The following is a 13,214-nucleotide window of genomic DNA, read 5'->3' as shown; positions in this document are numbered from 1 at the left end:
ACTTTAAGCAGGATGTTTCATAATTAATTAAGCAAAAGAAACTAAAAATTGTTATTGTACAAGGGGGAATGAGTGTGAAAATTGCAGTAGCTGGAACCGGATATGTAGGTTTAGTAACGGGTGTCTGTCTTGCAGAACATGGACATTCTATTACATGTGTAGACATAGATAATAAAAAGGTAGCATTAATGGAATCAGGAATTTCTCCTATTTATGAACCAGGTCTTGAAGAGTTAATGAATAATAATATGGAACGTTTGCATTTTACCACAGACTATCAGTCGGCTTATAAAGATGCAGACGTTATTTTTATAGGTGTTGGTACTCCGGAAAAGTCTGATGGCTCAGCAAATTTGAGTTACGTGTATGGGGTAGCGGAGCAAATCGCTTCTAGCATTGAAAAAGACTGCGTAGTAGTAGTGAAATCCACAGTGCCAATTGGTACGAATGATAAAATCGAAAGCTTGATTAAAACTCAATTAAAACACGATGTGAATGTATACGTCGCTTCGAATCCAGAGTTTTTATCTCAAGGGACAGCTGTAAGAGATACGCTGCATACTTCTCGAATTGTAATTGGAGTAGAAGAAGAGGTTGCCGGTGATGTATTAAAAGAAGTGTATCAAAACTTTGACTCTCCCATCGTTGTAACAAACAGAAAAAGTGCTGAGATGATTAAGTATGCATCTAATGACTTTTTAGCGTTAAAGATATCGTTTATTAATGAAATTGCGAATCTCTGTGAGATTATTGGTGCAGACATTGAAGATGTGGCGCTTGGTATGGGGTATGACGGTCGTATTGGAAATAAGTTTTTAAATGCGGGAATTGGTTACGGAGGGTCTTGTTTTCCGAAAGATACCAAAGCTTTGCACTGGCTGGCGAACTTCCATGATTACGAGTTAAAGACGGTAAAAGCTGCGATTGATGTAAATGAAAATCAAAAGCTCAAGCTTATTAAAAAATCCCGCAAGTACTTTGATAGTTTAAAAGGATTAAATGTAGCCGTTCTAGGACTAACGTTTAAACCAGGAACGGATGATTTACGAGAAGCACCTACGCTTGTAAACATTCCGCTTATGTTAGAAGACGGAGCAAATGTTAAGGCTTGGGACCCGATTGGCATTGATAATTTTAAGAAAGTACATCCGGAAGATGTGACGTACTGTTATTCAATTGAAGAAACGCTTAAAGATGCGGATGTTTGCTTTATCTTTACAGAATGGGATCAAGTAAAACACTTTGATTTAGCAAATTACAGCAAATTAATGAAAAATCCAATTGTTATTGACGGTAGAAATTGCTATGACTTGGAAAGTGTAAAAAGTGCAACTATGGTGTACGACTCTATTGGCAGAGAGACGATTCATAACTTAGAAGTTTCATTAATTTAATGATGTAATTCTGAAATGAAATTAATTTAAAATAAACTAAACGCAAGAGCTGCATTGAAGCAGGTCTTTTTTTATTGGAGGGAAATAAATGAAACTTGTGTTGTTATCGGGTGGATCTGGTAAGCGTCTATGGCCATTATCAAATGATACGCGTTCGAAGCAGTTTTTAAAGGTATTAGAAGGGCGAAGCGGACAGAAAGAGTCGATGGTTCAGCGCGTCTGGAATCAAATTGAAACGGTTGGGTTAAATGAATCAACAGTTATTGCGACGTCTAAGCTTCAGCGTGATATGATTCGAAGTCAGGTTGGCACCGACATTCCGCTAATTATCGAGCCTGAGCGCCGGGACACGTTTCCAGCGATTGCTTTAGCTGCTTCATATCTTCATTCTGAAGAGCAAGCATCTGAAGATGAAATTGTTGTGGTGCTGCCGGTAGATCCGTATGTGGAAGACGGATTTTTTGAACGTGTAAAAGATTTAGAAAGTGTGCTTCGTGATTCAAAAGCAGATTTAGCGTTAATGGGTGTCACACCTACGTATCCTTCATCTAAGTACGGGTACATCGTGCCGGAAGGAAAGGTACAAGAGGACAGTTATTTTACAGTGAATTGTTTTACAGAAAAGCCGAGTGAAGAAGCAGCTGTTGGATTAATTAATCAGCGTGCGCTTTGGAACTGTGGCGTTTTTGCATTTCGCTTAGGTTATTTGCTTCAAATTTTACAAGAAAAAAACCTCCCGCTTCAATTTGAAACGCTGCATAAAGAATATACAACATTGCCTAAAATTAGTTTTGATTATGAAGTGGTGGAAAAGGCAAGTCATATTGTCGCGCTTCCGTATGATGGGTACTGGAAAGATCTCGGCACGTGGAATACGTTAACGGAAGAAATGGCAACGTCTCAAATTGGAAAAGGTGTGTTAACGGATGACTCAGATAATACGCATTTAGTAAATGAATTAGATATTCCGGTTACGGTGTTAGGCGTGAAAGATGTAGTTGTTGCGGCTAGTCCAGACGGAATTTTAGTTGCGGATAAAGCATCTAGTCCTAAGATTAAAGAAATTATTGGTGACTGGAACTATCCTCCAATGTATGAAGAGCGCCTTTGGGGCTGGTCACGCGTGTTAGATTATGCGAAGTATGATGAAGAAACTGAAATGGTTACAAAACGTATTCATATTTCGAAAGGAAAGAACTCGACGTATCACTATCATAACTTACGTGATGAAGTATGGACGATTGTACGCGGAGAAGGAGAGCTTGCGCTTGATGATTACATCCGCCGCGTAAAAGCAGGAGATATTATTCACTTGCCTGCTGGCAAAAAGCACGGAATTCATGCGTTAACTGACCTTGAATTTATTGAAGTCCAAACGGGAAAAGTGATTTCAAACGAAGATACTATTCGTCTTATTTATGATTGGAATGATGTGATCAAACAATTCCAATCATCAAGACCGCAGGTGATTTTATAAGGGATAGAAGCTTAGATAAAGTAAAAGCTTCTATTTTTTATGTAACTAATGAGGAGGTGCTTCTGGTTGAAAACAATTGCCTATTATATTTCAGACTACGGATATGGTCATGCGACTAGAAGCACGGCCATTATTCGTCAATTATTAAAGCAAAATGAACAAATAGAAATTATTATTTGTCATTCATTTGCGATTGAGTTTCTTAGACAATCTTTTAAATATGAACATCGTGTAAGGTTTCGAGAGATTTTAACGGATGTGGGCTACGTCCTAAAAGAAAATTCTCTAGAACCAGACGCTGATTTGTTAAACCATAAAGTTGCTTCTTACGTCTCAAGCTTTCATACAAAGCTTATGTATGAAAAGAGATTTATGAAAGTAGCCAATGTTTCATTTGTGATTTCGGATATTTCTCCGTTAGGGATCGCAGGTGCCTATCTATTAAACCTGCCTTCTTTAGGAATATCAAATTTCACTTGGTTTACAGCATACGAAGGGTTAATTGGAGAGCTATCGCTGGAATTTTTAGAAAAACGTTATAAGCAGATGACGTATCAGTTTTCGCTAGCATGCAGTGATGAGCCGCATTGGGGTATCAAAGAAAATCAAAGCTTTGGTTTTTATTCAAGAGAAATAAACGATTCTGAAGTACAGCGTATTCGTAAAGAGATTGATCCTGAAGGTGAGAGTCACATCATCTACTTCGGCCTGGGGATGAAAGTAGATATTGGAACGTTGTCGGACTTGCCTATTTGGCAAAGTCCAAACTGCAAGTTTATCGTTTCATCGAATGTTGATGTTACTCATTCCAATGTATATAAAATTCCTCAAGAGGAAACAGAAACGCAGCACTATGTAGCGGCAGCTGATCTTGTTTTAACAAAAGCAGGCTGGGGGACGATCAGTGAAGCGGTTTGCGCTGGTGTGCCGCTATTGATTACAAATCGCAGCAGCATGAAAGAAGATCGTCATACGATTGATTATTTAGTTCGTCATCAGCTATGCGACTTAATAGAGTGGAAAGAGCTAGAAAGTTTAGTAGTAACTCCTTCGCTTATTGAGACATGCAGGCGGCAGCAAATCAATCGCTATAAAAATGAAGTGATGCATATTGCCGAAGAAATCAATAAAAAAATAAACAGTAAGTAAGGAGTTCATTCAAAACGATGAAAAAAGCACCTATTTTTTTAGCGCCTCTATTTCAAGAACGTATCTGGGGTGGAACGGAGTTGGAGAGTCAGTACGGGTATCGTATACCTTCTGCTCAGACGGGCGAGTGCTGGGCGATTTCAGCTCATCCAAACGGTCCGAATACAGTTCGAGAAGGTTATTATGCCGGCAAAACGCTAGGTGAGCTTTGGGATGAGCATCCAGAGATATTTGGGCATTTTAACAGCCCTTGCTTTCCGCTTTTAACAAAAATTTTAGATGCCAATGATGATTTATCCATTCAGGTGCATCCAGGTGATGAGTATGCGCAGGAGTTCGAAAATGGTGAGCTTGGAAAAACAGAATGTTGGTACATCTTAGACTGTAAAGAAGGTGCAACAATGATTTTTGGTCACCGTGCACAAAGTAAAGAAGAATTTATGCAGCTGGTAAACGAAGGTCACTGGAATGATTTATTACAGCGTGTAAAAATCAAGCCCGGTGATTTTTTCTATGTTCCAAGCGGTACGCTGCATGCTCTTTGTGAAGGAACTCTCGTTCTTGAAACTCAGCAAAGTTCAGATACAACGTATCGTGTATATGACTACAATCGCCTCGGACAAGAAGGAAAGCTGCGAGAACTTCACTTAGAAAAAGCAATTGATGTGACAACTATTCCTCATACTGCGTCGCATATAGAGCCTATTAGTATTCAAGAAAAAGGCGGCACCATCACTACTTTTTTAGAAGAAGATTATTTTTCGGTCTATAAATGGGAGATACAGTCTTCCCTTGAGTTAGTTCAAACGCAGCACTTTACATTAGGAAGTGTCATTGAAGGAAACGGAACGCTTTGGACAGAAGAAGGAGAATTTCCCCTGCGAAAAGGAGATCATTTTATTTTGCCAAGTTCGATTGAAGCATTTACTTTAACGGGCCAGCTCGAAGTTATTGCTTCTCATCCAAATGAGAAGAGTCAGCGTATGTACGAAGCTGCAAATGTTTCGGGAGATATGGCGAGGATCTAACGGATTGTGTAAGAACTTAATAGATCATTTATCATGAAAAGTATAAAAATTTTACATGCTATGTCGATATAAAGATAGAAAGAAAAAATAAGAACTGTCAATATTTCATTTAATTTACAAAAGAACATAGTAAAAGAATCTTTTGTCAACTATAATGAACAGTATATTGAATTTTTAGAAGTTACTAAGTTCGGAGGTCAACTATGGAAGAGACAATTAGTTTGCGAGAGTTGTTTGCAGTGCTTCGTAAGCGTCTTTGGCTTATTGTACTGATTACAATTATCGCTGCAACCGTAAGTGGAGTGATTAGCTTTTTTGTGCTAACGCCTGTGTATGAATCCAAAACACAAATTTTAGTCAATCAAGCGAAAAATGATCAGCAGTTATATAGTAATCAAGCTGTTCAAACAAACGTACAGCTTATTAACACGTACAATGACATTATTACAAGCCCGGCTATTTTAGATAAAGTGGTCAAAGAGTTAAAAATGAATACGTCTGCTCAATCCCTAAGCGGTCAAATTCAAGTAACAAGCGCACAGGATTCGCAGGTAGCACAGATTGTCGTACAAGATACAAGTGCAAAACGTGCAGCTCAAATTGCGAATACAACGGCTTCTGTTTTTCAAAAACAAGTGCCTAAACTTATGAATGTAGACAATGTTAAAGTGCTGTCAAAAGCAACGGTTGGTGAAAGTGCTAGCCCAATCAAACCTCAGCCGCTTTTAAATATTGCGATTGCGGTAGTGGTCGGTTTAATGGTAGGTATCGGGCTGTCATTCTTACTTGAGTACTTAGACAACACGTTAAAAACGGAGCAAGATATTGAAAATATTCTAGATCTTCCCGTAATTGGAGTTGTGACGAATATTAAAGATGTGCCTAAGCCAACAAACGTATCGCGACCAGATGTAGCTGCTCGCGTAACGCAAAGAGGTGAAACGTATGGCTCGTAAAAACAAAGCTCAAAAAAATGATAAAATGTTAACGTTGAAAAGACGTTTGCTTGCTCATAACAGTCCAAAAGATCCGGTAGCAGAACAGTATCGTACGATTCGTACAAATATCCAGTTTTCAAACGTTGATCAAGATATTAAAACGATTGTCTTAACATCAAGCGGAGCAGAAGAAGGAAAGTCTACGACTTCTTCTAATCTAGCAACGGTTTATGCACAGCAAGGTTTAAACGTATTACTAATTGACGCTGATTTACGTAAACCAACGGGTCATTACACATTCCGCTTAGAAAACCACATTGGCCTTACGAATGTATTAACTCGTCAATCTACGTTAGCGCAAGCGGTTCAAGAATCAGAAATTCCTCATCTTTCTGTTCTAACAAGCGGTCCCATTCCGCCGAATCCATCTGAACTGTTAGCATCTGCTCAGATGACAGAGTTGTTAAAAGAAATGAAGAAACAGTTCGATATGATTATTTTTGATACGCCTCCGATTTTAGCCGTGGCCGATGCGCAGATTTTAGCGAATCAAGTAGACGGCACAATTTTAGTAGTCAGCAGCGGTAAAACAGAGAAAGACGCTGCGTTAAAATCGAAAGAGCTGCTAAGTAATGCAAAAGGCAAACTGCTTGGGGTTGTGTTAAATAACCGCAAAGTAGAAGAAGGTAATTATTATTACTACTATGGTCAAAACTAGTTAGTAACCAGCGCCTCTCTAGTTCGAACTAGAGAGGCGCTTTTTTTGCGTTTATTTTTATAGAGTGTAGGTGTTTTGAACCACAAACAAAAGGTTTATTAGTAAAATATATTTATAGCATTCACGTTTCATGATAGAATCTACGTAGTATATTTGTAGATAATTAGAAGAAAAACTATTTTTTTCTATGAAGCTTAATAGCTAACAGAGGAGGAGTTATTCAACATGTCCACCAAGACAATGAATAAAGCAAAAGAAGCTGACCATTCAGCAGCTTATTTACATAAGGATGAAGAAAAAGATCTTATTATTCAAAAATTAATCAACGAAAAAGAAGCATTAGAGCAGGAGTTTACAGAAATCCTTGAATTTATTTTGAAAGATATGAAAAACCAAGAAGACTTATTCTCTGAAAAAAACAAAGGATTATTGATGCACTTAAATCATGATTCTCTGTATAAACAGAAATATGAAAAAGCAGCAGCTGACTTAAAGCATTTGCATGCGATGAAAAAAGAAACAGATAAACTGATCGCGGTGTTAAAAGAAAATGAGAAAAAAGAGCAGCAGCGAGCGGTGCAATTACAAAAAGAAACGCAGCAAATGAACCATAAGTTAGCAGCAGTTAGTGAAGAAAAACAGCAGCTAAATCATAAGCTTGCTTCAGTTAATGAAGAGAAACAGAACGTGATGAAAGAAGTGACAGCACTAACAGCTGAAAATGCAAAGGCAGTGAATGAACGAACAGCCCTCACCAAGGAAGTGACGTCACTAAAACAAGCGAATCAAGAAGCTTTGAAACAAAATGAATCACTAGTAAAAGAAATTCAGCATCAAGATGAAGAAATGAAAGTGATGAAAAAAGCAAAAGATCGTTTGAAGACAGATGTGCTTACGTTAGAAGCTGCTAATAAGAATATAGAAAGTGAGTTAGAGTCGTTAAGAAAGCAGTTAACGAATGCTAACACACAAATCAGCGAAATGAAGCAAGAAAAAGAGCAACTGAATAATCAAGTAGCTGAGCTTCGAGATGAAAAAGAAAAATTAGAGCAGCGCGTATATAATTTAGAAAACTCGAAATTAGGAAAAATTACGGTTTCATATTGGAAAATGAAAAATAAGTAAAAACGAATGAATAGCAAAGTCTATTTAATGAGTATGAGTGGAGGAACACATGAGTAATCGTTTTTTGCCTTTATATAACCAGTATAGAGTAGAAATGAAGAGTTTGGACTTCTTATTAAAAGCCAAACACAGCTATCCAAAAGATATACTTAGTTTGAATAAAGAAAATTGGAGCATACATACGGAAAACGTAACAGTGGCGAATGAAGCGAACTCACTGTATGTAGATCATACGATGAGTAAGAGGGATTCTTTTTACATTGCGTATTTAGAAGAGAATACAAACTTTAGTACAGGTCCCATGTATGACTGTCAATTAGAGCCTGATCAAAAATATTTTGTTAATTTTAACGGTCTCACAGATGAACATGTAAAAATAAATTTATTTGTGATTTCGTACAAAAATCAAAAGAAAGTCAATATCCAGTCGGTTCATTTGAATCGCAGCCAAACGATTGAAACAGAAAAAGACGCCGATTCATTTCGGATAGCCATTCGTTTTATCGGAAAAGGAAGTTCTGTGATTCAACAAGTTCAATTTGTTGAATTAAATACAATTTTAGAGACAGTTTCACCTTCTGTACAGCCAAAAAAAGAATCAATTAATTTAGAAGAATACAAATGGCAACAAGTTATTACTTCTAACGAAATGTTTAATGAGAAGTGGTTTGTTCCTGAAGCAAAAAATACAGCAAAAGTCACGGTTTCTCCTAACAGCATTTATGCGGATTTCGATTTTGAAGAAAATGAGTATCAGTATATTTCGTACAGAGAACAAAATATTAACTTTGGCCAAAAGTCCATGAAGTTTCCACTGGAAGTTAATTCTGAATACCGATATGAAGCGACGGTAAAAGGAAATAAACAAGATACAGCAGGCGTTCACTTTTTCCTTATTTTCTATTCAGAAAAAGGAACAAAAGAGCAAGTCGAAGTATTAAATTTAAATGAAACAAAGTCGATTCAGCTTGATTCTTCGGTTGTGTCTTGTCGCCTTGCGGTTAAATTTTTTGGCAAAGGTTTTGCAGAGATTGAAGAAATTGAGATTAAGAGAAAACGAGAAAACAATTTCTTGTCTCATACACACCTTCGTCAGCTAGGCTTTGATATCCCTAAGAAATTAAAGGATGTTAAATTAGCCGTGATTTGTGATGATTTCACGATGCAGTGCTTGAAGCCGGAATGTGACTTGATTACGTTTGGACCAGATGATTGGAAAGCACAATTTACGATTAATCGACCTCACGCTCTTTTTGTGGAATCTGCATGGCACGGTAACGGAGGAAGATGGACGAGGAAAGTAGCTAAAGGGAACGGTAAAAGTAATTTAGATCTTTTTGAACTCATTAACTGGTGTAAAGAAAACGAAATTCCAACAATTTTCTGGAATAAAGAAGACCCTGTTCATTTTAACGCATTTGTAGATATCGCAAAGCATTTTGATTACATTTTTACAACGGATCAAAATTCAGTGGAGAATTATCAAAAAAGAGCTAACCATAAGAACGTAGCTGCTCTTCCGTTTGCGGCTCAGCCTTCTATCCATAATCCGGTGGAGCTATATAAACGCGAAAATGGAATTAGCTTTGCTGGTTCTTATTACGCGGTTAAATATCTCGAGCGTCAAAGAGATATGAATATGCTGTTAGAATCGGCTGCACATTATAATTTAACAATCTATGACAGAAATTACGGAAAGAATTTAATTGAATTTTATTTTCCAGAGCACTTGCGACAGTATACAACAAACAGCTTAAAGCCGTCTGAAATTGACAAAGCGTATAAAGGCTATAAAGTTGCTTTGAATGTAAATAGTGTTGTAGATTCACCAACAATGTTTTCACGACGTGTATTTGAATGCTTAGCTTCCAATACACCAGTTGTAAGTACCTATTCAACGGGAATTGAAAATATTTTTAATGATATCGTGTTTATGGGAACGACGGAGCAGGAGTTTGAAAAAGAATTCGACAAGCTGTTACATGATGAGGCTTATTACAGACGCAGAGCTCATCAAGGCCTACGAAACGTGCTGCAGCATCATACTTATGAGAATCGCTTAGAGTATGTGTTCAACCAAGCTGGCTTTGACTTAGAAGCGACGTCTACCATGACTCATGTATATAGCTTAGTAGAAAATAGCAGTGAGATGAGACGCGTTTTAGATATGTTTACCGAGCAGTCATATGATCACAAAAAGCTAACGTTTATTCAAACAAAGCCTTTCACTTACGAACAGCTGAAAGCGGATCTGGAGAAAACGAATGCTGTTTGTGTAACAGAAGATGAATTTAAGCAGTTATCGCTTCAAGACCAGTCCGGCTATGTTGCTTATTTTGATTCATCTAACTTTTACGGAGAACATTATTTAATGGATTTAGCATTAGCTACAAAATATACAACGAGTGAAGCAATTGGAAAAGGCAGCTATTATACGTATGAAAATCAGCAGTTTACATTATCATACGTCGATAAGAGACATGTCTACACAAATGAGTTAAATATTGATTCTTGTATGCTAAAATCAGAGGTTTTACGTCAAGTAAGCATGGATGAATTAGTAGAGCTTTTCCGTTTGAAAGGTTCAGTTGATTTTCTATTTGCAAAAGGATACCGACTTTTTTCTATAGATAGTTATAACTTTGTTCGAAATCTCAAAAAAGTTCCTAAACAGGCTAAAAAGCAATTAAATGACTTGGTGAATATTTAAGACGGGAGTTATATAATGAAGACATTTTCTTTAACACCTACCGAGGTTCTGAAATTTGAAGACCAGTGGGTGTACGGTAAACAAAATAGCTTTACGTTTGAGTCAAAGCGTATAGAGCAAGAGTTGATTATTAATGTGAAAAAAGTAAAGGAAGAAGCTAGTCATACATTTATTTCTTACGGTGAAGATTTAGAAGTAGACGTTAGTGCTGACAATACGTATATCGCTACTATTCAAGGAGATACGTCAGATAGTTTGGATGTCCAGCTTATTGTATCAGGTCTAGTCAATGGAAAAAGTGTATTAACTGAGCAAATTGGATTGGATATTAGTAAAACGATTACCTTCCCTGACGGTACAGAAAAAGCAAAAGTAAAATTACGCGTAAGCGGGAGCGGACAAGCAAAAATTAGAGAAATTAGCTTGTCTGCTTTCTCAGCAGAGCTAGTGGAAGTAGAGCAAGCTATTTATCGTAACAATCAAGAAGCAGAATATCTTGTTTTAACGAACGTTTATCCTGAAAAAAATAACCTCTATCGAAATATGTTTGTTCATAGAAGAGCGGAATTATATGAACAGCACAATTTGAACGTGGATGTATTCAGATTAAACATAAAAGAAAAAGCATTAGGCTATTATCACTTTGAAAATATCTCTGTTTTAACAGGTGGTCAGAAAGAATTAACTAATGTATTAAATGAGAAAAAATACAAGAAGATTTTAATTCATTTTGTTGATCAGCATATGATGGAAGCAATTGAAGCCAGCAGCGTAAAACAGACGCCGATTCTTGTCTGGATTCATGGAGTAGAAACAGAGAAGTGGTATAGAAGATGGTTTAACTTTACCAATGATTCAAGCAGTCTGGAAAAAGCGCTTGCTTCTATTAAAGAGAATAAAAAACGAACAGATTTTATGAAATCTGTCTATGAGAGCACAACGTTAAATATTAAATTCATCTTTGTTTCGAAATGGTTTAAAGAAGCAGTTGCAGAAAGTGATACAAATGCATTTGTTAAAAACTACTCTATTATTCATAACGTAGTAGATGATCAGCTATTTAACTATGTGAAAAAAGATCCCGAGCAGCGTAAAAAAATATTGAGTATTCGACCATTTGCATCTCATAAATATGCAAACGACCTTTCAGTGAAGGCTATTTTAAGCTTATCTACAAAACCTTATTTTAATGAGTTAGAGTTTAATATTTACGGTCAAGGAGCATTGTTTGACGAAATCTTGGAACCTATTCGTTCTTTTAGCAATGTTCATATTCATAACCATTTTCTTCCTCAGGTAGAAATAGCAACTATTCATAAAGAACATGGCCTATTTCTATGTCCAACTCGTTTAGATGCGCAAGGTGTTTCTATGTGTGAATCGATGTCGAGTGGATTAATTCCTATAACGAACGGTGTAACTGCTATCCCTGAGTTTGTGAACAACGATTGTGGATTCTTAGCAGCACGAGAAGATGCTGAAGGACTTGCTGAGAGCATTGATTATCTTTATCATCACCCAAAAGAGTTTACGAGAAAGTCAGCAAATGCAGCTCAGCGTATGAGAGAGCAGTGCAGTATTCATAAAATTATTGATCAAGAATTAACTGAAATTCTGGGTTGATAGAGAGGGAGTAAATAATGAAGAAACTTGATATTTTAGGAAGCTGTGTGACAAGAGATGCTTTAGAGTTCACAGAAGAAAGCCAGTATACGCTGGAGACGTATTTTGCCCGTTCTTCTCTCATTAGTCTCTATTCACCTAAAGTTGATATTAAAAGAGAAGACATTCAGTTAGCTTCAGATTTTCAAAAAGAGATGGTGTACTACGATCTCACGAAATATTTTCCACGTTACATAAAAGAAACGGAAGCAGACTATCTTCTTATTGATTTTATTGACGAACGAATGGAAGTGCTTGAAAGAAACGGCAGCTATATTACACGTTCAAATGAATTTGTTCATTCAAATGTGAATGAACAAATTCAATATGAGACAAGTGCGTTAAACAAAGAAGAAATTAACGAACTGTGGAAAAAAAGTGCTTTGCAGCTGATTGAAGATTTAAAAGGCAGATTTAATCCTAAACAAATCATACTGCACAAAGCTCTTTGGCGATATTCTTACATTGACAAAAATGGAGAAGAGCAAACGTTTAAAGAGCATTACTGGATCAAGCGGAACAACGACAAAATAGATGGTTACTATGAATTCTTCCAAGAGAATTTTCCAGGCATTCACGTAATCGATTTAAATGATCAGTATCATGCTGATGAATCTAACAAGTGGGGGCTTTCTCCATTTCATTACGAGGAAAAATATTATCAAGTATTCATTGAACAGTTAAATAAGATATGTCAATAAGTACTATAAGATATATTCATAACAAGGAGAAAAGATATAGTTTCTCAGGTGAAAATATGCAAAAAGACATAAGTATTTTATGGTAAATTAAAACGTTGAATAAAAGAGTTAATCTTAAATTTGTCGTTAAAATGTAGTTTAACCAGGCTTAAAAAGCGCTTTTTAAGCCTCAAACAGCGGGTAGATTGAAATAGATAGATTTGTTTATAATATTCTAAAAAAATGACAATAGACTCTGAAGAGGAAAATTCGACAAAAAAAGACATAGAAATACATGTCATAATATGCTAACATAAGTATTGCTTTTATTAG

General features: G+C 36.5%; 10 protein-coding genes. All 10 read left to right on the top strand.

All coding sequences use genetic code 11. From position 1 onward, the window contains the following. The first annotated feature begins 68 nt into the window (after positions 1 to 68). A complete protein-coding gene (locus tag ACFX40_RS03295) occupies positions 69 to 1,394 on the top strand; it encodes a UDP-glucose dehydrogenase family protein (RefSeq protein ID WP_377254075.1) in 1,326 nt (441 codons plus the stop codon). Between the two features lie 88 nt (positions 1,395 to 1,482). Further along, the gene (locus tag ACFX40_RS03290; RefSeq protein ID WP_367077433.1) at positions 1,483 to 2,871 is read left to right on the top strand and encodes a sugar phosphate nucleotidyltransferase; all 1,389 of its coding nucleotides are present in this window, start codon (positions 1,483 to 1,485) and stop codon (positions 2,869 to 2,871) included. A 66-nt stretch (positions 2,872 to 2,937) separates the two neighbouring features. Then, complete coding sequence (locus ACFX40_RS03285) at positions 2,938 to 4,020, top strand: glycosyltransferase (protein WP_377254073.1); 1,083 nt, start codon at positions 2,938 to 2,940, stop codon at positions 4,018 to 4,020. Between the two features lie 17 nt (positions 4,021 to 4,037). Then, on the top strand, positions 4,038 to 5,048 hold the full coding sequence (gene manA, locus ACFX40_RS03280) for a mannose-6-phosphate isomerase, class I (protein WP_377254071.1): 1,011 nt from the start codon (positions 4,038 to 4,040) through the stop codon (positions 5,046 to 5,048). 203 nt (positions 5,049 to 5,251) lie between these two features. Next, positions 5,252 to 6,004 (top strand): YveK family protein, encoded by a 753-nt coding sequence (locus ACFX40_RS03275; protein WP_377254069.1) that lies wholly within the window; start codon positions 5,252 to 5,254, stop codon positions 6,002 to 6,004. After that, the gene (locus tag ACFX40_RS03270; protein WP_226701041.1) at positions 5,994 to 6,704 is read left to right on the top strand and encodes a CpsD/CapB family tyrosine-protein kinase; all 711 of its coding nucleotides are present in this window, start codon (positions 5,994 to 5,996) and stop codon (positions 6,702 to 6,704) included. Before ACFX40_RS03275 ends, ACFX40_RS03270 begins: the two co-directional genes overlap by 11 nt. A gap of 225 nt (positions 6,705 to 6,929) precedes the next feature. Then, positions 6,930 to 7,829, top strand: a complete 900-nt coding sequence (locus ACFX40_RS03265) for a coiled-coil domain-containing protein (RefSeq protein WP_377254067.1) — start codon at positions 6,930 to 6,932, stop codon at positions 7,827 to 7,829. A gap of 49 nt (positions 7,830 to 7,878) precedes the next feature. Then, positions 7,879 to 10,539, top strand: coding sequence for a CgeB family protein (locus tag ACFX40_RS03260; RefSeq protein ID WP_377254065.1), 2,661 nt, complete (start codon positions 7,879 to 7,881; stop codon positions 10,537 to 10,539). Between the two features lie 15 nt (positions 10,540 to 10,554). Further along, a complete protein-coding gene (locus ACFX40_RS03255) occupies positions 10,555 to 12,162 on the top strand; it encodes a glycosyltransferase family 4 protein (protein WP_377254063.1) in 1,608 nt (535 codons plus the stop codon). Positions 12,163 to 12,179: 17 nt separating this feature from the next. Beyond that, positions 12,180 to 12,902, top strand: coding sequence for a DUF6270 domain-containing protein (locus ACFX40_RS03250; RefSeq protein WP_377254061.1), 723 nt, complete (start codon positions 12,180 to 12,182; stop codon positions 12,900 to 12,902). The last annotated feature ends 312 nt before the right edge of the window (positions 12,903 to 13,214 follow it).

Origin of the sequence: Priestia sp. YIM B13552, assembly GCF_042787775.1 — a bacterium.
Classification (GTDB): domain Bacteria; phylum Bacillota; class Bacilli; order Bacillales; family Bacillaceae_H; genus Priestia; species Priestia megaterium_E.
The sequence above is the reverse complement of the archived record's forward strand: the minus strand, read 5'-3'. Positions and strand labels throughout refer to the sequence as shown.

Coding starts and splice junctions, on each gene's coding strand:
- ACFX40_RS03250 (WP_377254061.1), top strand. CDS start 12,180: ATGAAGAAACTTGATATTTTAGGAAGCTGTGTGACAAGAGATGCTTTA.
- ACFX40_RS03260 (WP_377254065.1), top strand. CDS start 7,879: ATGAGTAATCGTTTTTTGCCTTTATATAACCAGTATAGAGTAGAAATG.
- ACFX40_RS03275 (WP_377254069.1), top strand. CDS start 5,252: ATGGAAGAGACAATTAGTTTGCGAGAGTTGTTTGCAGTGCTTCGTAAG.
- ACFX40_RS03265 (WP_377254067.1), top strand. CDS start 6,930: ATGTCCACCAAGACAATGAATAAAGCAAAAGAAGCTGACCATTCAGCA.
- manA (WP_377254071.1), top strand. CDS start 4,038: ATGAAAAAAGCACCTATTTTTTTAGCGCCTCTATTTCAAGAACGTATC.
- ACFX40_RS03295 (WP_377254075.1), top strand. CDS start 69: ATGAGTGTGAAAATTGCAGTAGCTGGAACCGGATATGTAGGTTTAGTA.
- ACFX40_RS03290 (WP_367077433.1), top strand. CDS start 1,483: ATGAAACTTGTGTTGTTATCGGGTGGATCTGGTAAGCGTCTATGGCCA.
- ACFX40_RS03255 (WP_377254063.1), top strand. CDS start 10,555: ATGAAGACATTTTCTTTAACACCTACCGAGGTTCTGAAATTTGAAGAC.
- ACFX40_RS03270 (WP_226701041.1), top strand. CDS start 5,994: ATGGCTCGTAAAAACAAAGCTCAAAAAAATGATAAAATGTTAACGTTG.